25 protein-coding genes and 1 pseudogene are annotated in these 22930 nt (G+C 64.1%); 11 read left to right on the forward strand and 15 right to left on the reverse strand.

Features of this window, described 5'->3' with window-relative positions:
• Positions 1-151: 151 nt before the first annotated feature.
• The 3 genes from G522_RS0124075 to G522_RS0124085 form a co-directional block, all read right to left on the reverse strand.
• On the reverse strand, positions 152-1111 hold the full coding sequence (locus tag G522_RS0124075; RefSeq protein ID WP_026793202.1) for an IS110 family transposase: 960 nt from the start codon (positions 1109-1111) through the stop codon (positions 152-154).
• A gap of 323 nt (positions 1112-1434) precedes the next feature.
• A complete protein-coding gene (locus G522_RS0124080; protein WP_026793203.1) occupies positions 1435-1677 on the reverse strand; it encodes a hypothetical protein in 243 nt (80 codons plus the stop codon).
• A 133-nt stretch (positions 1678-1810) separates the two neighbouring features.
• On the reverse strand, positions 1811-2344 hold the full coding sequence (locus G522_RS0124085; protein ID WP_026793204.1) for an AAA family ATPase: 534 nt from the start codon (positions 2342-2344) through the stop codon (positions 1811-1813).
• Positions 2345-2570: 226 nt separating this feature from the next.
• Between G522_RS0124085 and nirK the strand changes: the two genes are divergently transcribed.
• Positions 2571-3695: a copper-containing nitrite reductase gene (gene nirK, locus G522_RS0124090; protein ID WP_026793205.1), complete on the forward strand. Its 1125-nt coding sequence runs from the start codon at positions 2571-2573 to the stop codon at positions 3693-3695.
• Positions 3696-4235: 540 nt separating this feature from the next.
• Here the strand turns inward: nirK and G522_RS0124095 are convergent.
• Positions 4236-5243, reverse strand: a complete 1008-nt coding sequence (locus G522_RS0124095) for an alpha/beta fold hydrolase (RefSeq protein WP_245586728.1) — start codon at positions 5241-5243, stop codon at positions 4236-4238.
• Positions 5244-5395: 152 nt separating this feature from the next.
• Here G522_RS0124095 and G522_RS0124100 point away from each other — a divergent pair, with 152 nt between their 5' ends.
• Positions 5396-7033, forward strand: a complete 1638-nt coding sequence (locus G522_RS0124100) for an alkaline phosphatase PhoX (RefSeq protein WP_026793207.1) — start codon at positions 5396-5398, stop codon at positions 7031-7033.
• Between the two features lie 691 nt (positions 7034-7724).
• Here G522_RS0124100 and G522_RS0124110 read toward each other — a convergent pair.
• The 3 genes from G522_RS0124110 to G522_RS0124120 form a co-directional block, all read right to left on the reverse strand.
• Positions 7725-8144, reverse strand: a complete 420-nt coding sequence (locus G522_RS0124110; protein ID WP_156887051.1) for a hypothetical protein — start codon at positions 8142-8144, stop codon at positions 7725-7727.
• Positions 8145-8181: 37 nt separating this feature from the next.
• Positions 8182-8574: a hypothetical protein gene (locus tag G522_RS0124115; protein WP_026793210.1), complete on the reverse strand. Its 393-nt coding sequence runs from the start codon at positions 8572-8574 to the stop codon at positions 8182-8184.
• Positions 8575-8988: 414 nt separating this feature from the next.
• A complete protein-coding gene (locus G522_RS0124120) occupies positions 8989-9612 on the reverse strand; it encodes a TetR/AcrR family transcriptional regulator (RefSeq protein ID WP_210162976.1) in 624 nt (207 codons plus the stop codon).
• 90 nt (positions 9613-9702) lie between these two features.
• Between G522_RS0124120 and G522_RS0124125 the strand changes: the two genes are divergently transcribed.
• Positions 9703-10104 carry a VOC family protein gene (locus G522_RS0124125; protein WP_026793212.1) on the forward strand — a complete coding sequence of 134 codons (402 nt, stop codon included), beginning with the start codon at positions 9703-9705 and terminating at the stop codon, positions 10102-10104.
• Here the strand turns inward: G522_RS0124125 and def are convergent.
• The gene (gene def / locus G522_RS28570; RefSeq protein WP_051229208.1) at positions 10101-10691 is read right to left on the reverse strand and encodes a peptide deformylase; all 591 of its coding nucleotides are present in this window, start codon (positions 10689-10691) and stop codon (positions 10101-10103) included. The genes G522_RS0124125 and def overlap by 4 nt on opposite strands.
• 253 nt (positions 10692-10944) lie before the next feature.
• On the opposite strand from def, the gene G522_RS0124135 reads away from it, so the two are divergent.
• The 5 genes from G522_RS0124135 to G522_RS0124155 all read left to right on the forward strand — a co-directional run bounded on the left by G522_RS0124135 (position 10945) and on the right by G522_RS0124155 (position 14935).
• On the forward strand, positions 10945-11301 hold the full coding sequence (locus tag G522_RS0124135; protein ID WP_026793213.1) for a hypothetical protein: 357 nt from the start codon (positions 10945-10947) through the stop codon (positions 11299-11301).
• Positions 11302-11339: 38 nt separating this feature from the next.
• The gene (locus G522_RS0124140; protein WP_026793214.1) at positions 11340-12317 is read left to right on the forward strand and encodes a radical SAM protein; all 978 of its coding nucleotides are present in this window, start codon (positions 11340-11342) and stop codon (positions 12315-12317) included.
• Positions 12314-13168, forward strand: a complete 855-nt coding sequence (locus G522_RS0124145) for a hypothetical protein (protein WP_026793215.1) — start codon at positions 12314-12316, stop codon at positions 13166-13168. Before G522_RS0124140 ends, G522_RS0124145 begins: the two co-directional genes overlap by 4 nt.
• Positions 13162-14277 (forward strand): radical SAM/SPASM domain-containing protein, encoded by a 1116-nt coding sequence (locus G522_RS0124150; protein WP_026793216.1) that lies wholly within the window; start codon positions 13162-13164, stop codon positions 14275-14277. The genes G522_RS0124145 and G522_RS0124150 overlap by 7 nt, the downstream gene beginning before the upstream one ends.
• A 367-nt stretch (positions 14278-14644) precedes the next feature.
• Complete coding sequence (locus tag G522_RS0124155; protein WP_026793217.1) at positions 14645-14935, forward strand: GIY-YIG nuclease family protein; 291 nt, start codon at positions 14645-14647, stop codon at positions 14933-14935.
• Positions 14936-15112: 177 nt separating this feature from the next.
• On the opposite strand, the gene arsN2 is transcribed toward G522_RS0124155, so the two are convergent.
• The 5 genes and pseudogenes from arsN2 to G522_RS28580 form a co-directional block, all read right to left on the reverse strand.
• Positions 15113-15511: an arsenic resistance N-acetyltransferase ArsN2 gene (gene arsN2 / locus G522_RS30665; protein ID WP_281168517.1), complete on the reverse strand. Its 399-nt coding sequence runs from the start codon at positions 15509-15511 to the stop codon at positions 15113-15115.
• A 42-nt stretch (positions 15512-15553) separates the two neighbouring features.
• A pseudogene (gene arsC, locus G522_RS30670) lies at positions 15554-15940 on the reverse strand (arsenate reductase (glutaredoxin)); the annotation flags it as partial.
• Between the two features lie 139 nt (positions 15941-16079).
• Entirely contained in the window at positions 16080-17135 is a 1056-nt protein-coding gene (gene arsB, locus G522_RS0124165; RefSeq protein ID WP_026793218.1) for an ACR3 family arsenite efflux transporter, read from the reverse strand.
• Positions 17132-17659, reverse strand: a complete 528-nt coding sequence (locus G522_RS0124170) for an arsenate reductase ArsC (protein WP_026793219.1) — start codon at positions 17657-17659, stop codon at positions 17132-17134. The genes arsB and G522_RS0124170 overlap by 4 nt, the downstream gene beginning before the upstream one ends.
• A 125-nt stretch (positions 17660-17784) precedes the next feature.
• On the reverse strand, positions 17785-18168 hold the full coding sequence (locus G522_RS28580) for an ArsR/SmtB family transcription factor (protein WP_084633386.1): 384 nt from the start codon (positions 18166-18168) through the stop codon (positions 17785-17787).
• A gap of 108 nt (positions 18169-18276) precedes the next feature.
• Between G522_RS28580 and G522_RS0124180 the strand changes: the two genes are divergently transcribed.
• Genes G522_RS0124180 through G522_RS0124190 form a run of 3 tightly spaced genes read left to right on the forward strand, consistent with a single transcriptional unit; the run spans position 18277 to position 20470 of the window.
• Positions 18277-19425: a permease gene (locus G522_RS0124180; protein ID WP_084633387.1), complete on the forward strand. Its 1149-nt coding sequence runs from the start codon at positions 18277-18279 to the stop codon at positions 19423-19425.
• An 11-nt stretch (positions 19426-19436) separates the two neighbouring features.
• Positions 19437-20204: a pyrroline-5-carboxylate reductase family protein gene (locus G522_RS0124185; protein ID WP_026793221.1), complete on the forward strand. Its 768-nt coding sequence runs from the start codon at positions 19437-19439 to the stop codon at positions 20202-20204.
• A gap of 11 nt (positions 20205-20215) precedes the next feature.
• Complete coding sequence (locus G522_RS0124190) at positions 20216-20470, forward strand: thioredoxin family protein (protein ID WP_026793222.1); 255 nt, start codon at positions 20216-20218, stop codon at positions 20468-20470.
• A gap of 780 nt (positions 20471-21250) precedes the next feature.
• Here the strand turns inward: G522_RS0124190 and G522_RS0124195 are convergent.
• Complete coding sequence (locus tag G522_RS0124195; RefSeq protein WP_026793223.1) at positions 21251-22072, reverse strand: energy-coupling factor ABC transporter ATP-binding protein; 822 nt, start codon at positions 22070-22072, stop codon at positions 21251-21253.
• Positions 22069-22926: a cobalt ECF transporter T component CbiQ gene (cbiQ, locus tag G522_RS28585; RefSeq protein WP_051229210.1), complete on the reverse strand. Its 858-nt coding sequence runs from the start codon at positions 22924-22926 to the stop codon at positions 22069-22071. Before cbiQ ends, G522_RS0124195 begins: the two co-directional genes overlap by 4 nt.
• Positions 22927-22930: the final 4 nt, after the last annotated feature.

Below are 22930 nucleotides of genomic sequence, written 5' to 3' on the forward strand. Positions count from 1 at the left end.
CTTGGCTACAGGACACCCGCAGAGGTATTCAAAGACTTCATCTCTGTTGCGCTTCAAACGTGAATCCATCCTTCGCCTGCGCGAAGGATGACAGTATGATATGGGCGGTTCACCGCTAACCGCCTGTGCTCCAGCTATAAATCTCCTGTCATCAACTCTGTTGGGCACTGAGGTCCCTCAGTCTTGCGTTGAGGATGACGATAATCTTTCTCATGAGGGCTCCGATGGCGACAATCGGCCTCTTTCCGTTCTGGATAAGGCGTTGATAGGCATCGCGTAATGGTCCCTTTGCTCGGCTAGCGGCGAGTGCTGCCAGGAAGAGGAGACGGCGCACCTCGGAGCGTCCGCCGCGCATGGTCCTGTGTCCCCTGAACTGCCCGCTGTCATTGGCGTGCGGAGCGACCCCGGCCAGCGAGGCTGCCTGCCGTCGCTGCAAGGTACCGAGCTCGGGCATGTGGGCCAGGAGGGCGGCGGCGGTGATGGTGCCAACACCTGGCAGGCTCTGCATTTCCCGGAAGGCAGCGCGGAGCTGCGGGCTCTTGTCGATCAGCGACTCGATCTCCGCCTCGATGGTCTCGATCTGACCGATGATGGTCCGCAGCATGGTGGCACAGGACGTCTTGATCACCTTGCCGGCCGGACCTTTTGCCCGGTTCTGCTCGGCCACCTTCATGGCAACGAGGTCTTCGCGCCGGGCCACCAGATCGGTCAGCATCTTCCGGTCGGCCTCCGGTGGCAGGAACAGGGACAGATGCTCCCAGCGGTCCTTGCCGTAGCGGGCCAGTGCCTCGGCATCAAGGGCATCCGTTTTGGCCAAGGTGCCGAAGGAGCGGATGAAAGCCTTTACCTTCAAGGCATCCACCCGGTGGCAGGCAATGCCGGCGGCCATCAGTTTGACCAGAAGGACATGCTCATGCCCACCGGTCGGCTCGCAGACGGCAAGGTCCCCCCGCTCGATACCCTTCAGAAAGCGGCGGATGGCAGCGGCGCTATTGTCGATCACGCAAGGCTTCGCTGTAGATGAGGAGGAACGCGCCTCGAAGACGGTCAGCGTGTCCTTTGATACGTCGAAGCCCAGAACGATGTCGGGCGCGTGCTGCAAGAAGGCCATGATGTGCTATCCTTCCCAAGTTGGGCCACCATGAGCTTCGGATTGTTCTCGGGCGTGGGTCTGATCGGCAAGGATTAGGCCCCAGAGACCCCATCAACTCTCCAAGCGAATGATGGGAGATGGCAGGGAGCCTTGATGACATCGGGTGAAAGCCCGATCCTCGCCCGGTCGCCTGCCACCGGCCTCTCCGGGGCTTTCAACCGGCCGGAGAGGCCGCCTTCAACCTACCGCAGCGAAAACGAACAATCCCCGCGAAGGCGGGGACCTCGGGCAGGATAGAGTGGGCGGCCGATATCGCGCTCCCTGCTCCTCTCAGGTCCGGCTCACTCGATCCAGGTCTTGCCGTCTTCGATGCTGCAGCCGTAGGGCGGCAACACGGAGCCGAAGGTGCTGTGGAGCTTGTCGCAGCCCCATTTGCGCAGCGGCAGCGGCATGCGGCTGTTGAGCTCGATACCCACTTCGTCATAGGGGGTGTCGGTGTTGCTGACGTAGCTGTACCAGCGCCAGCCGAAGGTGACGGCCAGGGCGACGACGATCAGAAGCACCATGGACAGAAGCTTTCTCATGCTGAAAATCCCTTCAAAACAAATGGCTTGATAGCGGCAATATCCCTGTGCGCGCTGTCATCGTCTAGGTGCTTTTCCCGTGGCTAGCTAGAGGCTGCCAGGATTTAGTTGCGGAAAACCGGCGAGGCGGGGCCTAGAGGCGCTCCATCACGAAATCCGCCCGCGCCTCGATGCTCGTGCGCGGCAGTTCGATCACCTCATAGCCGAGGGCGGCGTAGGTTTCGGCCATCATCTGCGCCGTCGCCTCGGCTTCCTTCCCGTCCTGCTTGCGCTCGGCGTCCTGGGCGAAGATCGCTTGCCAGTAGGGGGCGAGGAAGACCGTGCGGTTGTAGCGGAACCGCCGCGCCGCTGCCTCGATATGGGCGGGAACCGGCAGATCGATCAGCCGGAGATAGCCGACGATGTCGGGCAGGCCTCGATCCATCACCACCGGCCCGGCCATCGCCTCGGCCTCGTGATGGGAGCGGAGCTCCCAGCCCAGCATCAGCTCGGCATAGAGCGCGCGGTCGCCCCACGGCAGGGCCGGCCCGCCGATCGCCACCTGGTCGCGGATGATCGCCCGCCCGGCCTCGGGCATGCTCCCGATGCCGCGCCGGGCAAGCGCCTCGATCAACGTGCTTTTGCCGGCGCCGGGGCCGCCGGTCACGACGAACAAATGGTCACACATGTGCCATCCCTGATTTGGACTTGATGGGGGGAAGTGCGCCGGCGCCGCAGCCGCGAAGCGCGCGGAGGGCCTATTGCCGGGCAGGACAGCAGGATAGCCGCTGACCGGCGGAACGGCAATGGTCGGCGCCTGCCTGAAGACGCTCTACTTTTCCGAGAAAGTGAAAACTTGCGGCACAAAGTAGGGTTATTGTGCCCGGGCGCTTCGGCGCACAGAGGAGGATAGCATGCTCACACGCCGCACCGCTCTCTTGGGCGCCGCAGCCCTTGCAACGACCGCGTCCGTCGCTCTCGCCGCGTCGGAATCGGACGATCCCACCGGCGGCACTGTTGCCGACCCCAAGGTGTTCGCCACGCTGAAGCGGGTCAAGGGCGAGCTGGTGCCACCGCCCGCCGTCATGGCGCACGACCAGGTGGCCAAGGGCGATCCCGTCATCGTCGAGTTCCGGATGACCATTGCCGAGAAGAAGCTGGTGATCGACGCCGAGGGTACCACCTTCCAGGCGCTGACCTTCGAAGGCTCCATGCCCGGCCCGACCATGGTGGTGCACCAGGGCGACTATGTCGAGCTGACGCTGGTCAACCCCGACACCAACACCATGCCGCACAACATCGACTTCCACGGCGCCACCGGTGCCATGGGCGGCTCGCAGCTGACGCTGGTCAACCCCGGCGAGCAGGCGACGCTGCGCTTCCAGGCAAGGCGCGCCGGCGTGTTCCTCTACCACTGCGCGCCTCCCGGCATGACCGCCTGGCATGTGATGTCCGGCATGAGCGGCACGCTGATGGTGCTACCGCGCGATGGCCTCAAGGATGCCGACGGCAAGCGCCTTGCCTATGATCGCGTCTATACCCTCGGCGAGTTCGACCTCTACGTGCCGCGCGACGAGAAGGGCGCCTTCAGGAGCTACGAGAGCGCCGGCGACGCCTTCGCCGACACGGTCGAGGTGATGAAGAAGCTGATCCCCAGCCACGTGGTGTTCAATGGCAAGGTCGGCTCTCTCACCGGCGACAACGCGCTGAAGGCCAAGACGGGAGAGACGGTGATGTTCATCCACTCATCCGCGCTGATGGACTGCCGGCCGCACCTGATCGGCGGCCATGGCGACTGGGTGTGGGAGCAGGGCAAGTTCGCCAACCCGCCGCAGCGCGATCTCGAGACCTGGCTGATCCGCGGCGGCAGCGCCGGCGCCATGATCTACACCTTCCTGCAGCCGGGCACCTATGCCTATGTCGACCATAACCTGATCCTGGCCGAACAGCTCGGCGCCACCGCCCACGTCGAGGTGGAAGGCATCTGGAAGCACGAGCTGATGACCCAGGTGAGCGCCCCCGGCCCGATCAAGGCGTGAGCGGAGCAAACGAGGACAGAGCCCATCCCGCGCCGGGCGCGGGGTGGCGGCTCCGCCAGGGGCTCCGCGCTAACCACCTGTTCCCACTATATAAATTGTCATTCTTGCGAAAGCCGCTTGAATTCATTTGTGAATTCAAGGTGGACCTCAGGACGAGAAGGTGAGCGGGTCGTATCGGGCTTCTTGGTATGGCGGAGCGCGATATCGGCCACTTGCTCTATTCTGCCCGAGATCCTCTGCCTACGCAGAGGAAGGCAGCGGGATAAGGAGGGGCGGCCACCTTTCCATCTGTTCGACTTATATAAATCTGTCTTCCTCGGCGTAAGCCGAGGATCTCGGGCAGGATGGGGCGAGGGGCGGATATCGGGCTCCCCGCCACAATCGCAAAGGAGAGCGCATGGCATCATGCACTCTCCAAAGGTGTCAGGGCAATCGGCCTGTTGCGATGACGCAAAGCCACGGCGCGTCATCTTCGTCGGGACCGATCCTGTCGGGTCGCGATGGCGGACGAGACGACCGCGTCCCTCATTGCCTGTGCGTCTACGGGGTTTTCCCGTCGCCGGCCTTTGGCAACATGGGCGCCGGCTTTGTCGCCTTCACGGTCTCGTCGGTGCCGAGGAACGTCAGCACGACGCGCGCGAACTCCGTTGGCGCCTCGTACATCAGGCCATGCGTCGCGTTCTTGAACTGAACCAGCCACGCGCCGGGGACCGCCGCCGACAGCACTTTCGAGCTTTCGGGGTAGACGACGGTGTCCGCGGTGCCGACGACGAACATCACCTGGTTGGTGACACCGGAGATGCGATTCATCGGCGTCTTCCAGTGCGTGGTCGCCTCGATCTGGCGAGCAACGATCGGATTGTCGACGGTCCTGTTCTTGAAAACCGCGGCGACATTGCTGCCATCGGTCGACGTCGCGTGGATGATTGCCTTGCCGAACCGCTGCGGATAGGTGAGCAACAGCTCCTGCGTGATGGTGCTGCCCATGGAATAGCCGAGCACGTCCGTCTTCTTGACCCCGAGGGCGTCCAGCAAACCGATGACGTCGTCTGCGAACAGCTTGTAGGTAAACGTCGTATCGTTGGCAGTCGTATGCCCCATGCCGCGATTATCCAGCAAGATGAGCTGGTATTTCTTTGCCAGAGCGGCGACGATCTGCTTGGGCCAGTCCTCGGCGGTGCCGCCCAACCCCATGATCATCACCAGAGGCGTGCCCGAACCGACGAGTTTGTAGCCGATATCAATGCCGTTGGCATGAACCTGACGGATGGCATAGCCTTGGCCGTCGCGACCGATGATCTTGCCCACCGGCTTGATTTGCTGTGCCATGACACCGCTGATCCCGAAAACCAGCGCTATGGCGAATGTACAGAGGCGCCACGAAAGTCTCATCATCGAAGCCCTTATCTGCTGTCCGGCGAGCCGAATCGGTGCGCCGCATGACGTTCCATTTGTCGGGCTGTAGTCGTAATTGTACCAGTCGGCGAAACTACTTGCGCTCAAGGGCGCGATGTCGTCAAAACGCGCGCAGGCAGTGCCCTCCAGCATCGGGCGGCGCGACCCATCGATCCGTCTGCGGTAAGGCCAGCGGGACCTGAGGTGGTATGCAAGATGGCCGCCGGACAATGATGTACGTAGTGTCACGCAGGCGTTATGCGATGGGTTTATTGCGGTTGTCTCCCACCCTCGGAGACACCCCAATGAACCGTCATGTCCTTTTCGCCTCAACGGCGCTCGCCCTTGCGTCTCTCCCCGCCTTCGCCGGCGATCTGGCGTGGACGTCCGTGTCCGCCAACCCGCGTGAGGACGGCAAGACCGCCGAGGACATCCTTTCGCCGGAGATCAAGGAAGTGATCGCCGCCAAGGGCGACATGAAGCTGGAAAACCCCTCCGACCACCTTTCCCATTACGGCTACGGCAGCGACGGCCCGATGGCGCCCGCCGCCGGCGACGTCCAGGCCAAGGGTCACAACGTCGAGGCCACCAAGACCGAGCCCGACAAGAACACCTATCTGGTGCTCGACGGACAGAAGGGGCCGGACGCCGCCTACAATTACGGCAGCCATTTCCTGTTCCAGGGGCATGAAAACGCCCCGGTCGGCACCGATAGCGCCGTTTACGGCGGCCTCACCCGCATCAACCTCGACGCCGACGACGCCCATCGCGTCACGCTGATGCAGTCCAAGACGGTGGACGGCCGCGGCCTGCCGATGATCGACGGCTCCACCTGGGATCCGTTCGCCCGCGTCCTCCTGCTCACCTCCGAGGAAGGCACAGAGGGCGGCGTCTGGTCGGCGACCACTGACTTCCCATCGACGGTGCGCGACATCTCCACCGTCACCGGCCGCGCCTCCTATGAAGGCGTGCAGCTTGCCTCCGACGGCTCGGTCTGGCTGGTCGAGGACAACGGTGGCAAGGGTGGCGACAAGACCAAGAACGCCAAGCAGCCGAATTCCTTCATCTACCGCCTCATTCCCACTGACAAGGCCGACCTCAGCAAGGGCGGCAAGCTAGAGGTGCTGCAGGTGATCGGCACGGACGGCCAGCCGATGGTCTTCCACAAGGGCCAGAATGACGCCGACATCCTGTCGGACGGCATGAAGGCGCTGCACACCTATGGCAACTCATTCAAGACCAAGTGGGTGACGGTGCACGACACCGCCCAGAACACCGGCACCTCGCCGGCCGACACCTTCGACGCCAACGAAGCCGCCAAGGCCGCCGGCGGCACGCCGTTCAAGCGGCCGGAGAATGCCCAGTTCCGTCCGGGCTCCGGCTTCAAGGAATACTTCTTCACCGAGACCGGCGACACCAACGCCAAGACCGAGGCGGGCGAGGAATTCGGCGGCTTCGGCGCCATGTTCAAGCTGGCGCAGGACAGCCCGTCGGCCGATGAGGGCACGCTCACGATGGTGGTGCGCGGCAATGTCACCCACAGCGGCTTCGACAACATGGCCTTCCTCACCGCCGACAGCCTCGGCGTGGTGGAAGATGCCGGCGACAAGCTGCACGGCCAGCGCAACGCCCTCGACAGCGCCTATGTGATCGACCTTACCGCCGACTACGGCAAGGTCGGCGCCGACGCGCTCGTCCGCTTCCTTGGCCAGGGCCGCGACGCCGCCGCCGTCAAGGACGGTGAAATCGGCTCGACCGACGGCAACGGCTTCCAGAACGACGGCGACAACGAGATCACCGGTCTGCATGTGTCGGATGGCGACGCGTCGGTCGAAGGCCTTGTTGGTACCAAGGTGCCGACGCCGTTCAAGGACGGCTGGCGCGTGTTCTACACCCACCAGCATGGCGACAACGTCACCTACGAGATCGTTTCGGCGAAGTGAGGCTTGCGCTTCTTCGGTGAAATCGAGCCCGCCCGCGATACCGCGAGCGGGCTTTTGCCTGTGAAGTATCTGGGGTGCCTGATACATCCCTCAGGACCCTCTCGTCCTGAGGTCCTGGCCTCCGCCAGGATGACAGGTTTATATTTATGAAACAAAGACCTGGCCGCGTAGCGTCACCATCAAGCTGTCATCCTGCGCTTTAGGCGCGGGACCTCAGGCAGGATGGAGCGAGCGGTCGATATGGGTCTCCAGGCCCGAAGTCCCGTCCGGATCATATGCCGGCCACTTACTTCGTCGGCAGGCAGGGCCCGACGTCGCCCGGCTTCACCTTGCCGGCCTGAAGGTCCTTCCATGTGGGAATATTGGGGTCCGAGCCGCCGATGTAGGAATCGAAGGCCTCCCGGTCTATCTCGATGGCTCGGCCCGAAGAGCTGAACTTGTACAGCCGAGGCAGTCTTGATCGTGCAGAAATACGTCTGATCGCCCTTGGTGACGTTCCACCCGAGTTGCCCCGACTTGCCGTTGGTGATCTTGCTGACCTTGAAGCCGTCCTGAACCAGCTTTTCCATGGTTTCGGCATTGGCCATCGACGGCGCGGCCATGAGGCCAACCGTTGCTGCAACAAGCAAACACTTGCGAAATCGAATACCCACCTTACTCCTCCCGTTGGTTCGTCGTGGCAGCGCCCGCCTCAGCGGGGCACGCCCATGGCCTTGAGCCGTTCCTCGCGGACACGGATGATCTCGTCCCCGGCGCGGTCCCAGATCTTGGTTCGAAGTTTCCATTCAAAATCATCGAACTTGAAAGCGGGTACGCCATCCGCCCTGGCGCGCATCTGGAGCAGCAATTCTTCCGCCTCGCAGTCGCTTTCGCCGGCATGGATCGGAACATGAATGTCGTCGGTCTTGAACCACTTCGGGTCGTCAAAAGCCCGCTTTCGCGCGTGTTCAACGGCACAATCTAAGTAGGTTTGAGCTTCCGGATATTTGAAGGCGGAAGCCATCTGGATTCTGGGCGATGTAACGCACGATGTGAGAGCGAGACAGCCCGCGAGCGCAAAGCCGGCGAAACCGAGTTTAGCCACGGAATTTTCCCCGAATTTGTTCCCCATGATATCCGCCACCTTTCTCGGCAGCTGCCCGTTCGCGTCAGCGGATCTTGCCCTCGGCCTTGAGCTGCGCCAGGCGGATCGGAGCAACTTCGCCCCAGGCGCGGTCCCAGGCCTTGCCCCGAAGTTCCAACATAAAGTCGGCCAGCTTGCTATCGGATATGCCATTCGCTTTGGCGTGGGTAATGAACGCCACCTCGACCGAATTGCAGTCTTCAGAAGCATCTACTGACAGCTCGCTGAGGTCACTGGTTCTCAGCCGCTGCCCCTTGTCTAGAGCCCGCTTTTTCGCGTGAGCGACGGCGCAATCCACGAAAGCGTTGGCTTCCGGATAATCGAAGGCGGACGGAAGATGGCTTCCGCCCGTCGTATTGCACGATGTCAGGGCAAGACAGCCGGCCAGCGCAAAGCCGGTGAAACCGAGTTTGGCCAAGAAATTTCCCCCGAATTTAGTCCCTACGGCGGCCCTATCCGCCGCTTCCCTTCATCAGTTTCCTATGGAGCAGACAAATCCAGGTTTGCATAGTCCGTGAATTCAATCAGATCGGGTACCGTTCCCAGTGGTTAAGGGGGAGGGGCCGACTGAGCAGGTGAGGGCGTCTGATACGTGCCTCGGCACCATATCGTCCTGAGATCCTCGGCTTTCGCCGAGGAAGACAGTTTTGATTTTTATGGCAATAGGTCAGGCTGCGGCTCATCCCCTGTTCTACCGCTATCGCGCCGCCTCCAACGCTCAGCCCGCGTCCAGCCATTTCCCCTCCCCGTTAAACTGTCTTCCTCGGCGTAGGCCGAGGATCTCGGACAGGATAGGGCGGGCGGTTGATATCACGCTCCCCAGTGCAGCCCTTTATCCCACCGCCAACCGGATGATCTCCCTCACGAATCCCTCCGTCAGCGGCTCGCGGGAGAACCAGCGGCGGTAGAACAGGGGGCCGATCAGGGCGGCCACCAGGGCGGCGACGTCGGTGTCCGCAGGCAGCTCGCCCCTCGCGATGCCGCGCCGGATCACCGTCTCGAACGGCGCCGAATAGCCCTGCTGCAGGCGACGATACATGTCGGCCATCTCGGGGGCGCGCTCGCCAGCGTCGATGATCGACGGCAGGACGGAGGTCCAGCGCGCCGTCGTCAGCGCCTCGCCGAGCGCGGCCATCAGCGCGGCGATATCCGCCCTGAGGCTGCCGAGGTCGGGCGTCGTCTGCGGCGTGCCTATGTTGGCGCAGGCGTCGCGCAACAGGTCGGTGCGGGCCGGCCAGTGGCGGTAGATGGTGGTCTTCGCCACGCCCGAGCGCCGGGAAATCTCGTCGACGCTGACGCCGGAATAGCCGCGCTCGAACAACAGCTCGGCCGTGGCGGTCAGCACCGCCGCTCTGGAGCGGCGCACCCTTTCATCCATGATATCAGCCGGTTGTCCGGCATCGCCCGGGGTGATGGAAGGGGCAGCGGAGAGGTCGGGGGATGTCTTGTTGCGCATGATTGTCAAATGCTCTCGACAGTTACGCTACGATACCGTATCGTATTATTAAAGCAAGCGGACAGTCCCCGCCGAGCCCAGGAGACACTGATGAAATTCGCCTCCACGCGTCTGATCGCCCAGGACATCAAGGCCATGGTTGCCTTCTACGAGATGGTGACCGGCCTCACCGCCGACTGGCTGGCGCCGGTGTTCGCCGAGATCGTCACGTCCTCAGGCACGCTGGCCATCGGCGCCGCCGAGACCGTCGCCCTGTGGCAGCCGGGCGCCGCCGAACCGGGGCACAATCGCACCGCCATCCTGGAGTTCCAGGTGGTCGACATCGATGCCGACTATGCCCGCCTGAAAGACAAGGTGCCGCTGGTCCACGAGATGAAGACCATGCCCTGGGGCAACACAACCTTCCAGTTCCGCGATCCGGAGGGCACGGCGGTGTCGCTCTACATGCCGGCCACCGAGGCCGCCAAACAGCGGTTCGCGCGCCAGATCTAGTCTTCGGCGTTCAGCCTCTCTTCCATCTCGGTCATCGCCCGCTCCACCCGCCGCCTCAGCGCGTTGTCGGCGTCGGGCGTCTCGTCGAGGTCGAGGAACAGGCGGCCGTTGAGGTGGTCGAATTCGTGCTGGATGATGCGGGCGGCAAGGCCCTCGTGAGTCTCGAGCCGCGTTTCGCCGGTCATGTCGCGGTAGCGCACGGTCACCTTGGGGTAGCGCGGCACCTTGTTCGACCGCCAGCCGGGAATGCTGAGGCAGCCTTCCTCGCCGAGCACGGTGGGGCTGCCGAAGAACTCCACCTCCGGATTGACGAACACCGTCGACGGCAGAATGCCGTTCGCCGAGCCGATGAACAGCCGCCAGGATATGCCGACCTGCGGCGCCGCGATGCCGACGCCGCCCGCCTCGATCATGCACATCCACATTTCCTCGACGAGGCGGGTGAGCGTTTCCGAGCCGAACATCGCCTCGGGCACGGGCTTGGCCACCATGCGCAGGATGGAGTCGGGGATCTGCAAGGTGATCCGGCTGCCGGTGACGACGGAGGCGCGCCCGGCGCCACGAAAAGCCTCATCTGTCTGCGCCATCGCACAATTCCCTTGTCGACTCGGAACGGAAAGTTTCTCCGCTTTTTCCGGTCAACTCAATGCTCCGCCGAAAAGGATGGTCTCATCTCCTCAAAAGGTGCGACGCGACGACGACTTTAGTCGAGAACTGATGGTTTTCACTTATCCCGGAACCAAGTTTTTCTTTTCAAAGTCAAACATATACCTATAATCATCCCGTCAACTGGTCTTGGACTTCGGGCCGGCCATCTGCCGCAGACGAAGGACGCTTCATATGGCTGCGGATACTTTTCCCTCGGGTGTTGGCGATCAACCGACGCGGCGCGACGCCTTGAAGCGGATCGCCTCGGCCGGCATCGGCGTCGCCGGTCTCACGCTGACCATTGCCGGCTGCCAGACCGATGGTTCCGGCTACGGCGACAGCTACGCCAACTATGGCGACAGCTATGCCAACAGCTATTCCAACTATGGCAATTCCGGCGGCTACGGCGTCAGCGGCGACTATGTAGCGAGCAGCGGCTACGGCGTCAGTGGCGATTACGTGGCCAATAGCGGCTATGGCGTCAGCGGCGACTACGTGGCCAACAACGGCTACGGCGTCAGCGGCGACTATATCGAAAGCGGCGGCTGATGGACGCCGCAGGTTTGCGTCCGTGGTAGTGGCACCTCATGGTCAACATCCTTCTGACCGACAAATGCGTCCGGCAGTGCCCCTATTGCTTTGCTGGGCGGGAGATGGCGCGCTCGGCCGCCGGCGAATTCCTGGCTTGGGAAAACGTCGTCTATCTCGCTGATTTCCTGCAGCACTCCGGCCATCGCCGCGTGTCGCTGATCGGTGGCGAGCCGACGCTGCATCCCGAGTTCGCCGACATCGTCCTCTATTTCCTCGCCCGCGCCTTCGAGGTGACGGTGTTCACCAGCGGCATTCTCTCCGACGCCCGGCTCGGCGAGGTGGAGAAATATCTCGGCGAGGCCCCGGTCAACCGGCTGACCTATGTCTGCAACGTCAACGATCCCATTGAAACGCCTGATACGGACGGAGCCGATGAGCGCCTCGGCCGCTTCTTGGCCATCGCTGGCCGCTGGTCGATGCTGGGCTTCAACATCTACCGCGACGATTTCTCGCTGGGCTTCGCCTTCGATCTGATCGCCCGCCACGACCTCAAGCGCACGCTGCGCCTCGGCATCGCCCACCCGACGGCTGACGGCGCCAACGCCTTCCTGCCGGTCGACCGGATCGGCCCGGCGATTGCCCGGCTCGCCGGCTTCAAGGCTGATTTCGAGCGGCTCGCCGTCGCACCCAGCCTCGATTGCGGCTTCCCGCTCTGCCGATTCTCCGACGCCGACCTCGGTTGGCTGGTGCGGCTCGGCGGCCGGCCCAGTTTCATCTGCCGGCCGGCCATCGATATCACGCCGGACATGCAGGTCTATTCCTGCTTCCCGCTGGCAACCCACGGCCGCGCCTCGCTGTTCGCCTTCAACTCGCTACAGGAGGTGACGGCGCATTTCGCCGCCGAACACACCCGCATCCGCGCCGGGCGGCCCGGCATCTTCGACGATTGCGCCAGCTGTGAATCCCGCTCGCGCGGCGTCTGCGCCGGCGGCGCCAGCTGCCAGATCACGCTCATGGCGGAGGCGGCATCATGACCAAGCCGGTGCTGATCTGCCCCGACGATCCATCGCTGCTCGATCGGCTGGCCGGTCAGTCGCTCGGCCTCAGGGTCGCGCCATCAGCCGATGTCGCCGCCACGGTGGAGGCGGTGCGGCGGCAGAACGGCCTGTTCCGCCTGCTGGTCGAGGCCGACGAACCGCTGGCGGCCGTGAAGCCCAACCACGCCTGGCGGGGCCTGCCGGTCGACCTGATGGTGCCCTCGGCCGGCCGCTTTGCCGATCTCGCCGGCCGTCTCGACGAGGTCCGGTCGCTCGGCATCACCGTCTGCCTGCCGATCGGCGGCACCGGTCTCCGCGATGCGCGCACGCTGGCCTCGCTCGGCATCCGCACCCGCCTGGGGCTCGATGGCATGCCCGACTGGGACGCGCTCGGCGATCTCATGACCTACGCCCTACTCGAGCTCGTCGCCCACGCGCCGATCGAGCCGTTCCAGACCATCGCCGACCACAGCCGCACCGACGCCCGCACCACTGACTGGTCGTCGGCGCTATTCGACGATCCCCTCCGCTTCCTGCATCTTTCCGCCGACGGTCGGATTGCCCTGTCGCGCCGCGATCTCCTGAATGAGGAGTTCGTCGGCGATCTCGCCATGCTCGGCAGCCCGGCGCTGGCCGAGGCGCAGCAGGCGCGCAGCGAGGCGTGGCGGCAGCTGTTCCTCGACGATCACCCTTGCGCCCGCTGCCCCGGCTTCCGCCTCTGCCGTGGCCGCTATGCCGAGGGCGATGCCAAGGGTGCCGGGATGGCCGAGGGCTGCGCCGGCTTCTTCACCGAGATGGCCGGCGTCCTCGAGCAGCGCTGGCTCAGGCCGGAGGCACGCCCATGGTGACGCTGATCGTCAAGCCGTCGGAGGCCTGCAACGCCGCCTGCGTCTATTGCGAGGTCGACCGCAAGGGTTGGCTCAAGACCAAGATCATGGCGCAGGACACGCTGGAGATGCTGTTTAAGCGCATCGACGAGTTCCTGACGGCGCGGCCGCAGGAGACCATCCGCATCGTCTGGCACGGCGGCGAACCGCTGCTGATCGGCGAGCCCTTCTATCGGCGCGTCCTCGCCGCCCAGCGCCAGCTGTGCGCTGCCACCGGGCGCCGCGTCTGCCACACGGTGCAGACCAACCTGACGCTGTTTTCCGACGAATTCACCGAGGTGTTCCGCGCTCTCGGCATCACCAGCCTCGGCACCAGCTACGATCCGGTGGCCGGCGTTCGCCTCCTGCGGGGCCAGAATTCCCGCGCCTATGACGCGGCCTTCCTCGCCGGCAGCGCCCGCCTCGAACGGGCGGGCTTCGACTGGGGGGTGATTTGCGTCGTCACGCGGCTGTCGCTCGACCGGCCGCTCGACCTCTTCCATTTCCTCACCAACCTCGCGCCGCAGGGCGGCGTCATGTTCAATCCCATCCTGCTCGACAAGGGAAAGCAGCCGCATCTTGCCATCGACGACAAGGAATTCTCGGCCTTCCTTGGTGCCATGTTCCCGGTCTGGTGGGCGAACCGCCAGCGCTATCCGCGCGTCGAGCCCTTCCACTCGCTGACCGAAACCATCCTCTCGGGCGGTCGCCGCCAGTTCTACTGCACCGACGCCGGCCAATGCGCCGACACCCACATCGGCATCGGCCCGGATGGCGCCATGACCCATTGCGGCCGGTCGGGCGACTGGGGCCTGCTCGACTACGGCTCGATCCATGACCGGAGCTTTGCCGAGGTGTTCGCCGACCCGCGCCGCGCCGAACTGCGCCGCCGCGGCGAAGCGCTGCGTGCCGGCGCCTGCCGCGACTGCGACACCTGGAGCCTCTGCCACGGCGGCTGCCCCCTCGACAGCTGGGACGCCACCGGCTCCTTCCACGGCAAGACCGCCTGGTGCGACAACCGCGGCGGCTTCGTCAAAACCTATTTCGAACCGATCACCGGCATCAGGGTGAAGCTGCTGGAGGGGGCGTGAGGTGGCGGCGAACCAACGGAGCGAAGAGATGAACCCCGAGTGGGAAGACCTCTTCGAGATGATCGTGCCGTGAGGGGAGCCCTATATTGGCCGCTCGCCCCATCCTGCCTGAGGTCCTCGCTTTCGCAAGGATGACAATTTATATATAGGGAACAGTCGGATAGCGGAGTGCGTCTCCATATAAGGTGTCATCTTCCGCGTAGGTTCCCATGGCACCGTCGGGGGGGCTCGCAAGAGGCTAGAAGCTTGTTCCTATATATAAATCTGTCATCCTTGCGAAAGCGAGGACCTCGGGAAGGTAGAGCGAGCGGCTGATATCAATCTCCCCACGGTTGCATATCCCCCGGATTTCCGCAAAGCTCTCCCCATGAATCCGGGCTGGGTCTACATCGTCACCAACAAGCCGCACGGCGTGCTCTACGTCGGCGTCACCTCCGATCTGGAGGGACGGATCTCAGATCATCGCAATCACGTCTATCGCGGCTTCACCGACAGCTACAATTGCACGCGGCTGGTCTGGTACGAGGACAACGGCGACATCACCGAAGCGATCGAGCGCGAAAAGCAGCTGAAGCACTGGAAGCGCGAGTGGAAGATCCAGCTGATCGAAGAGATGAACCCGGAGTGGGAAGATCTCTTCGAGACGATCATGTCGTGAAGCGAACCCTATATCAGCGCCTCGCCCCATCCTGCCTGAGGTCCTCGCTTTCGCAAGGATGACAGATTTATATTTAGGAACAAACACCTAGCCGCGTGCGTCGTTTCTATCAGGCTGTCATCCCTGCGAAGGCAGGGACCTCAGGCAGAAAGAGGCTAGCGGTCGATATAGGTCTCCCTACAGCCGGATCGCTCGTTTCAGCACCACTGCCGAGGCGGGGCACAGGCCTTGGGCTTGGCGCGTATTGAGGATCGTTTTGGGCGCGTCCGCCCGTTCCACGCGCTTGAAGCCGATCCCCTCGAAGAAATCCGCCGCGCCGGTGGTCATCAGCCAAGCCGTCCTTGCACCCTCGTCGAAGGCGCGGCGGGTGAGGCGGGCGATGATGGCCTTGCCGATGCCTTTGCCGCGGGCCGCTGGCAGAACCACCAGTGAGCGCAGGAAGGCGTCGGGGCCGTAGAGTTCGTGGCCGGCGTAGCCGACGATCTCGCCGGAGAGCGTGCGATAGACGAAGAAGCGCCGGCCGGGATCGGTGAGGTCGTCGGTGGGCAATCCCTCCGCCTGAAGCGCCGCCACCATGCCGGCATCGCGATCGGCTGCTTCGGAATCCCTCAGGCAGATCTCGCCGTCGTCCTTGACGAAATCGGCCAGCGGCAGCTCGGGCAGCAGGTCCAGCACCATGTCGGAGGGGCGGCAGAGCGCAACACCGCGCTCGCTCACCACGATTGGTCGATTGATCAGGATGGGGTGGGCCATCATGGCGTCGAGAAGCTGGTCGTCGGTGAGCTTGGGGTCGCCGAGGCCCAGCGCTTCATAGGGCGTACCCTTCACGCGGAGCACGTCGCGCACCGCCATGCCCATGCGGCCGATCAGTTGCGCCAGCAACGCCTTGCTCGGCGGGCACTTCTGGTAGTCGATCACATGCGGCTCGATGCCGGCGTGGCGGATCAGCGCCAGTGTGTTGCGCGAGGTGCCGCAGCCGGGGTTGTGGTAGATCACGACGTCCATGATAGCCCTCCTGAGAGCCTGATCTGAAACTCGCTGGGGTGCGGCAGGTGGCGATGAGTTCGAGAACCGGAGCGGACTTAAGGGTCCGTGAGCACCGGAAGCGCGGAACTCGAAGCCAGATGACCGCCCCAGTAGCGTTTCACGCGGCCTTCTCGGCCGGGAAATAGCGTCCCCTGGTCCACAGCGCCACGTTGACCAGGCCGATCATCACGGGAACCTCGACCAGCGGGCCGATGACGGCGGCGAAGGCCGCGCCGGAGTTAATGCCGTAGACGGCCACCGCCACGGCGATGGCGAGCTCGAAGTTGTTGCTGGCGGCCGTGAAGCACAGCGTGGTGCAGCGCGCATAATCGGTGCCGGCCCGAAGCGACAGCACGAAGCTCAGCGCGAACATCACAACGAAGTAGATCAGCAAGGGAATGGCGATGCGCACCACGTCGCCGGGGATGGTCAGGATCAGCTCGCCCTTCAGCGAGAACATGATGACGATGGTGAACAGCAGCGCGATGAGGGTGATCGGCCCGATCTTCGGCACGAAGTGGCCGTGGTACCACTCCTTGGAGACGAAGCGCAGCATGATCACCCGCGTCAGCACGCCGGCGATGGCGGGGATGCCGAGGTAGATGAACACGCTCTTGGCGATCTCGCCGATGGAGATGTCGACCTCCGAGCCGGTCAGTCCGAACACCGGCGGCAGCACGGTGACGAAGAACCAGGCGAACACCGAGTAGAACAGCACCTGGAAGATCGAGTTGAAGGCGACGAGGCCGGCAGCGTATTCGGTTGAGCCCTTGGCCAGCTCGTTCCAGACGACGACCATGGCGATGCAGCGCGCGAGGCCGATCAGGATCAGGCCCACCATGTATTCCGGCTTGTCGGGCAGGAAGATGATGGCGAGCGCGAACATCAGCACCGGGCCGATCAGCCAGTTCTGCACCAGCGATAGCGCCAGCACCTTGCCGTCGGCGAAGACGCGCGGCAGGTCCTCGTAGCGCACCTTGGCGAACGGCGGATACATCATCAGGATCAGGCCGGCGGCGATCGGTATGTTGGTGGTGCCCACCGTGCCCCAGTTGATGACACCCTCGACGGCCGGGAAGGCGTAGCCGATGGCGATGCCCACGGCCATCGCCGCGAAGATCCAGAGCGTGAGGTAGCGGTCGAGGAAGCTGAGCCGGCTGGCAACCGAAGTCATTTGGTCTCTCCTGCCTTCGCCGTGGCGCCGTCGAGACGACCGATGTCGCGCAAATGGCTGGTAAGAGCCATGCGGTCGATGGTGGCAAGCGGCAACGACAGGAAGGCGGTTATGCGGTTCTTGAGATAGCGGGAGGCGGTGATGAAGGCTGCCTTCTGCTGGAAAGGCGTGCCGACGACGCGCGCCGGGTCTTCGATGCCCCAGTGGGCGGTCATCGGATGGCCCGGCCACACCGGGCAGGTTTCGCCGGCGGCGTTGTCGCAGACGGTGAATACGAAATCCATTTCCGGCGCGCCCGGCACGGCGAACTCGTCCCAGCTCTTGGAGCGCAGGCCGTCGGTGGAGAATCCCTCTTCCGCCAGCACCTCGATGGCCAGCGGGTTGACCTGTCCGGCCGGGCGGCTGCCGGCCGAGAAGGCGCGGAAGCGGCCGGCGCCATCGTGGTTGAGGATGGTCTCGGCGATGATGGAGCGGGCGGAATTGCCGGTGCACAGGAACAGGACGTTGTAGATGCGGTCGGGCATGGCAGCGTTCCCCTAGAGCTGTGTGCGGAAAAGCGGATCCGGCTTTCCGGAAAAACAATGCGATAACAAAAGACTAGATTAGCGTGATGCATGTGTCGTCGCCGCAATCGAGGCGGCGACCGAGGTCATTTCGGTTCGCTTTCACGGTCGTTGGAGTTGCAGGCGCCGGGGGCGCCCGGGGAACAGACGCCGTCGCCATAGTCGAAGCGGCGGCCGAGCTCAGGGTGGCCGGCACAGCAATCGTCGACTAGGTAGCGGACGAGGCCTCGCACCGTCGGCACCAGGGCGCGGTAGATGATCGAGCGGCTGCGCCGTTCCGATGTGGCAAGGCCGGCGCGCACCAGGATGGCGAGATGGGTGGAGAGCGTGTTCTGCGGCACGCCGAGCGCATCGGCGATGTCGCCGGCCGCCAGCCCTTCCGGCTCGTTGCGGATGAGCAGCTGGAACACGTCGAGGCGCGTCTGCTGCGCCAGGGCCGACAGGGCATCGAGGGCTTGGGTTTTTTCCATAGTTCGACGCTAGCCGAAATGTCGATATCAGGCAAGATGCGGATATCCCAAATCCCATTATTTCGATATTCGTCGATTTATCGAATGCAGACACGAAGGACGCTCGCCATGAGCACATGTTGTTCTGAACAGGCTGCCACACCCGCTGTCGCAGCGCCCGCGCCCTGCTGCGGCGAGGTGGTGGAGAAACCGGCCTGCGGCTGTGGCGACGCCAAGCCGCTGCCCTCCAGCGCCTCCCCGGGGTCGGGCCGCTGGCTGATTGCCACGGTGATCGGCGCCATCGCCTGGGTCGCCGTCTATCCCTGGCTGGAGCCGTTGGCGGAAGCCACCGTCGCCCATTTGCCGGTTGACCGGCAAAGCCCGCTCGGCGACGCCCTGGCCTTCGTGCTCTACGACCTGCCCAAGGTGATGATGCTCCTGGTGGCCATCGTGTTCGCCACCGGCTTTTTCCGCAGCTATTTCTCGGTGGAGACCACCCGCCGCCTCTTGGCCGGCAAGCGCCTCGGCATTGGTAACGTCGCCGCCGCCACGCTGGGCGTTGCCACGCCCTTCTGCTCCTGCTCGGCGGTGCCGCTGTTCCTCGGCTTCGTGTCGGCCGGCGTGCCGCTCGGCGTCACCTTCTCCTTCCTGATCGCCGCGCCGATGGTCAACGAGGTGGCGCTGGGCCTGTTGTTCGCGCTGGTCGGCTGGCAGGTGGCCGTCACCTATCTCGCCTTCGGCCTTTCGATCGCCATTGTCGCCGGCCTGATCCTCGGCGAGCTGCGTCTGGAGGGATGGCTGCAGCCTTGGGTGCGCGACGTGCGCATGGGCGTCACGGCGCTGCCCGACCGCAGGCTGACGCTGGCCGACCGGATCGAAGCCGGCTGGTCGTCGGTAAAGGAGATCGTTTCCAAGGTGTGGCTGTGGGTGGCGCTCGGCATCGGCGTCGGCGCGCTGATCCATGGCTACGTCCCCACCGCGCTGCTCATTTCCATCATGGGCAAGGATGCCTGGTGGTCGGTGCCGGCCGCCGTGGTGATCGGCATTCCCATGTATGCCGGCGCCTCCACCATCCTGCCGATCATCGAGGCGCTGATCGACAAGGGCGCGGCGCTCGGCACGGTGCTGGCCTTCATGATGGCGGTGATCGCCCTGTCGCTGCCGGAAATGATCATCCTGAAGAAGGTGCTCACCGTGAAGCTGATCGCCGTGTTCGTTGGCATCGTCGGCCTCGGCATCCTCGCCGTCGGCTATCTGTTCAACCTTCTCTTTGTCTGAAAGGCACGATCATGAAAACCATCGGATTCATCGGTGCCGGACGCGTCGCCCGCATCATGCTGGAAGGCTGGAAAAAGGCCGGCGCGCTGCCGGAGGCGGTGGTGATCCACGACACCGCCGCCGACCGGGCGGCGCGGCTCACGGAGATCTCGCCTGGGCTCAAGGCCGGCAGCCTCGTGGAGGCCGCGGCCGCCGATCTGGTCATCGTCGGCCTGCATCCGCCACTGCTGGCTGAGGTGCTGCCGGCCATCAAAGCCCACCTGAAACCGCAGGCAGTCGTGCTGTCGCTGGCGCCCAAGGTGAAATTCTCGGGCCTTGCCGGCCTGCTCGGCGGCTTCTCGCGACTTGCCCGGCAGAACCCCAACGCGCCCAGCATCGTCGGGGAGGGCTACAACCCGATCGCCTTTGCCGCCGGCCTGCCGGAGGCCGAGCGGCAGGCGCTGCTTGAGCTGATGGCGCCGCTCGGCCAGTGCCCGGTGGTCGAGGAAGAAACCATCGAGGCCTACGCGCTGATCTCCGCCATGGGACCGACCTATCTGTGGTTCCAGCTCCACGAACTGGAGCGCCTGGCCATGGAGTTCGGCCTGACGAAGGCGGCCGCTCGCGCGGCGATCACCGCCATGGTCGGCGGCGCCGTCTCCACCCTGTTCGGATCGGGCCTTGTCGCCGGCGACGTGATGGACCTGGTGCCGGTGAAACCGCTCGCCGCCGAGGAGCCGGTGTTCCTTGCCGCCTACCGCGATCGGCTGATCCCATTGTTCCAGAAACTCACCGCCTGAAAGGGAAGATCATGAAGGATATCAAAGTGCTCGGCTCCGGTTGCCCCACCTGCCAGAAAACCGCCGAGCTGCTGAAGGCGGAGGCTGATAAGCTCGGCGTGGCCATCAGCCTCGAAAAGGTCACCGACTACGCCGCCATCGCCAGCTACGGCATCGCCGCCACGCCCGGCGTGGTGATCGACGGCAAGGTGGTGCATGCCGGCGGATTGCCGAAGGCAGCGGATGTGGATGGGTGGCTGAGGGGGAGCGATGGTTCCTTCCCATGAGGCTGTCTTCCTCTGCGCAGGCAGAGGATCTCGGGCAGGAAGGGGCGAGCGGCAGATATGGGGTCCAATAGACAAAGGGAGCCCGATACGACCCTCAGCGCCTTCTCGTCTTGAGATCCTCTGCCTTTGCAGAGGAAGACAACCTTATATAATGAAAACAGCTGGATAGTGCGGCGCGTGCCGATCTGGCTCCCGTTTATATCGCGCTGTTATTCTTGCAAACGCCACCATCTCGACGCGGCCTTCTGAGGTCGCGTCAATTTCAGGTGGGCCTCGGATGGCGCCTCTAGCTAACACTTCACCAGGCGAACTGAACCGCCAGATTATCCATAGCTGCAAAGAGCGCTGCGAATACTACCCATCCCCCAAGATAGATTATTGTGATCCGCAAGTGTCTGCGCCGAACAGGTTCCGGCAGACAGTGTGCCTTCTTTGGGAGCGACCAATTTCCGTAGTTTGTGAAATCGCCCGGATATTTTCTGATCGTGTCATCAACGAGCGAAGAGCAATACAGATGGAACATAAAGACAATGACGAGATAAACGCACAATAATGCGAGTCGTATTGGAATCCCGTAATAGTCCAGCGTGGGTAATACCATCGACATCATCGGGCTCAATCACCGCAACTCTCAGCGACTCCGTTATTGAAAAACGAGAGCGCACCGCATCATGCACTCTCAAAAGTTGCCACGACAACAGATTTCAATGCGATAGGTCAGCCTATCAAGCATTTCGCACAGATTCGACCGTGCGGCTGATATCGCACCCCAACTCCGCTTTACCCCTCCGGCCCCTGGTGGATATGCCCGTGCACGCCGTGCGGATGGTCATGCTCATGCCCATCCCCGTGCCTGTGGTGGTGCTCGAACACCAGGTGAGTGCGCCTCAAGAGGTCGATGTCGTGCAGGATGTCGAGGGTGGGGGCGTCGGCGGCGACCTTGCCCTCAGAGAGCACGATGGCGCGGTCGGAGATGTCGTCGATGATGTCGAGGTCGTGGGTGGCGGCGATCACCGTTCGGCCGTCGCCGAGGCCGTGGGCCAGGAAGGCGACGAGGTCGGCGCGGCTTTTGGGGTCGAGCGCCGCCGTCGGTTCGTCGAGCAGCAGCACGTCGGGCTCGGTGATGATCACCGAGGCGATGGCGACGCGCTTCTTCTCGCCGCCGGACAGGCGATGCGGTGGCCGATCCTTGAGGTGGGCGATGCCGAAGCGGTGGAGCGTCGCTTCGATGGCGTCCTTCACCCTCTGGGTTGCCCAGCCGAGTTGCAGCGGGCCGAAGGCCAGCTCGTCGAGCACCGTCGGGTTGAACAGCTGGACATCCGGATTCTGGAACACCAGGCCGACGCGGCGGCGGAAGGCGAAGTTGGCCACCTCGTCCTCGAAGGCTTTCTCGCTGAGCGGCGCGCCGAGCGCCGTGGCAGTGCCGCCGCCGGCAAAGCACAGCGCATCCATCATGCGCAAGAGCGTCGACTTGCCCGAGCCGTTGGCGCCCAAGAGCGCCACCCGCTCGCCGAGCTGAACCGAAAAGCTGACGCCGTCGAGCGCGCGCTGCGACCGGTAGGCATAGGTCACATCCTGAAAGTCGAAGGCGGTTCCGCTCACAGGCGTGCTCCGATGATGGTGGCGGCGATGCCGAGCGCGGCCAGAAGGAAAGCCCAATCGGCCGGACGGGTGCGGAAATCGTCGAGCAGGCGTACCTCGCCGCGATAGCCGCGCGCCACCATGGCGGCATGCACCTCGGTGCCGAGCGCCAGCGTTTTGGTGAGGAGGGTGCCGATCATGGTCAGCATCAGGCGGCGGCGGGCCGGCCCGTCGAGCGGCGCCATCAGCCGGCTCTGGCGCGCCTCGGCCATCTGTAGGGCCGACTGCGTCAGCACGAAGATGTAGCGATAGGTCATACCGAGGATGGCGACGATGGCGGCGGGAACGCCGAGGCTGCGGAGCGCCTTCAGCACATGCGGCCAGGGGGTGGTGAGCACCAGGAGAAGCGACAGGGTGGCCGCCGTCTCGGCTCGGCCGATGACGAAGGCGGCGCTGCGTAGCCCTTGCAGGGTGATCGGCCAGCCGATCAGCGGCAGATGGGTGATCGCCTCGCCGGGCACGATGAAGACGGCCGGCAGCACGATGATGCCGGAGAACAGGAACACGCCGAGCCAGACCTGGCGGGCCAGGCGGATGAGGCGGATTTTCGAGAGGAGCGCGAGGCCGGTGGCGAGGGCGAACATCAGCGCCAGCACGGTGAGCCGCTGGGTGGAGACCGCGGCGATGATCAACGCCAGCAGCGCCACCACCTTGATGCGCGGATCGAAACGCTGGAGAAGGCCGGGCAGGACGGAGGTCGTCTCCGCCTCGAGCGAATGGCTCTCGACGCCGATCAGGCCGAACACCAGGCTTTCGAGGAGCCCACGCCGTTTCTTGCCACCGCAGGAGCAGACGCCGTAGGCCGGTTCGTTCATGCTG

This window comes from Pleomorphomonas oryzae DSM 16300, from assembly GCF_000422965.1.
Classification (GTDB): domain Bacteria; phylum Pseudomonadota; class Alphaproteobacteria; order Rhizobiales; family Pleomorphomonadaceae; genus Pleomorphomonas; species Pleomorphomonas oryzae.

Coding starts and splice junctions, on each gene's coding strand:
- G522_RS0124080 (WP_026793203.1), bottom strand. CDS start 1,677: ATGAGAAAGCTTCTGTCCATGGTGCTTCTGATCGTCGTCGCCCTGGCC.
- G522_RS0124180 (WP_084633387.1), top strand. CDS start 18,277: ATGAGCACATGTTGTTCTGAACAGGCTGCCACACCCGCTGTCGCAGCG.
- G522_RS0124095 (WP_245586728.1), bottom strand. CDS start 5,243: ATGCTGGAGGGCACTGCCTGCGCGCGTTTTGACGACATCGCGCCCTTG.
- G522_RS0124085 (WP_026793204.1), bottom strand. CDS start 2,344: ATGTGTGACCATTTGTTCGTCGTGACCGGCGGCCCCGGCGCCGGCAAA.
- G522_RS0124125 (WP_026793212.1), top strand. CDS start 9,703: ATGAAATTCGCCTCCACGCGTCTGATCGCCCAGGACATCAAGGCCATG.
- G522_RS0124100 (WP_026793207.1), top strand. CDS start 5,396: ATGAACCGTCATGTCCTTTTCGCCTCAACGGCGCTCGCCCTTGCGTCT.
- G522_RS0124135 (WP_026793213.1), top strand. CDS start 10,945: ATGGCTGCGGATACTTTTCCCTCGGGTGTTGGCGATCAACCGACGCGG.
- G522_RS0124120 (WP_210162976.1), bottom strand. CDS start 9,612: ATGCGCAACAAGACATCCCCCGACCTCTCCGCTGCCCCTTCCATCACC.
- def (WP_051229208.1), bottom strand. CDS start 10,691: ATGGCGCAGACAGATGAGGCTTTTCGTGGCGCCGGGCGCGCCTCCGTC.
- G522_RS0124155 (WP_026793217.1), top strand. CDS start 14,645: ATGAATCCGGGCTGGGTCTACATCGTCACCAACAAGCCGCACGGCGTG.
- G522_RS0124170 (WP_026793219.1), bottom strand. CDS start 17,659: ATGCCCGACCGCATCTACAACGTCCTGTTCCTGTGCACCGGCAATTCC.
- cbiQ (WP_051229210.1), bottom strand. CDS start 22,926: ATGAACGAACCGGCCTACGGCGTCTGCTCCTGCGGTGGCAAGAAACGG.
- G522_RS0124075 (WP_026793202.1), bottom strand. CDS start 1,111: ATGGCCTTCTTGCAGCACGCGCCCGACATCGTTCTGGGCTTCGACGTA.
- G522_RS0124110 (WP_156887051.1), bottom strand. CDS start 8,144: ATGGGGAACAAATTCGGGGAAAATTCCGTGGCTAAACTCGGTTTCGCC.
- G522_RS0124190 (WP_026793222.1), top strand. CDS start 20,216: ATGAAGGATATCAAAGTGCTCGGCTCCGGTTGCCCCACCTGCCAGAAA.
- G522_RS0124140 (WP_026793214.1), top strand. CDS start 11,340: ATGGTCAACATCCTTCTGACCGACAAATGCGTCCGGCAGTGCCCCTAT.
- G522_RS28580 (WP_084633386.1), bottom strand. CDS start 18,168: ATGGAAAAAACCCAAGCCCTCGATGCCCTGTCGGCCCTGGCGCAGCAG.
- arsB (WP_026793218.1), bottom strand. CDS start 17,135: ATGACTTCGGTTGCCAGCCGGCTCAGCTTCCTCGACCGCTACCTCACG.
- G522_RS0124150 (WP_026793216.1), top strand. CDS start 13,162: ATGGTGACGCTGATCGTCAAGCCGTCGGAGGCCTGCAACGCCGCCTGC.
- arsN2 (WP_281168517.1), bottom strand. CDS start 15,511: ATGGTGGCGGCGCTTCAGGCGGAGGGATTGCCCACCGACGACCTCACC.
- nirK (WP_026793205.1), top strand. CDS start 2,571: ATGCTCACACGCCGCACCGCTCTCTTGGGCGCCGCAGCCCTTGCAACG.
- G522_RS0124145 (WP_026793215.1), top strand. CDS start 12,314: ATGACCAAGCCGGTGCTGATCTGCCCCGACGATCCATCGCTGCTCGAT.
- G522_RS0124185 (WP_026793221.1), top strand. CDS start 19,437: ATGAAAACCATCGGATTCATCGGTGCCGGACGCGTCGCCCGCATCATG.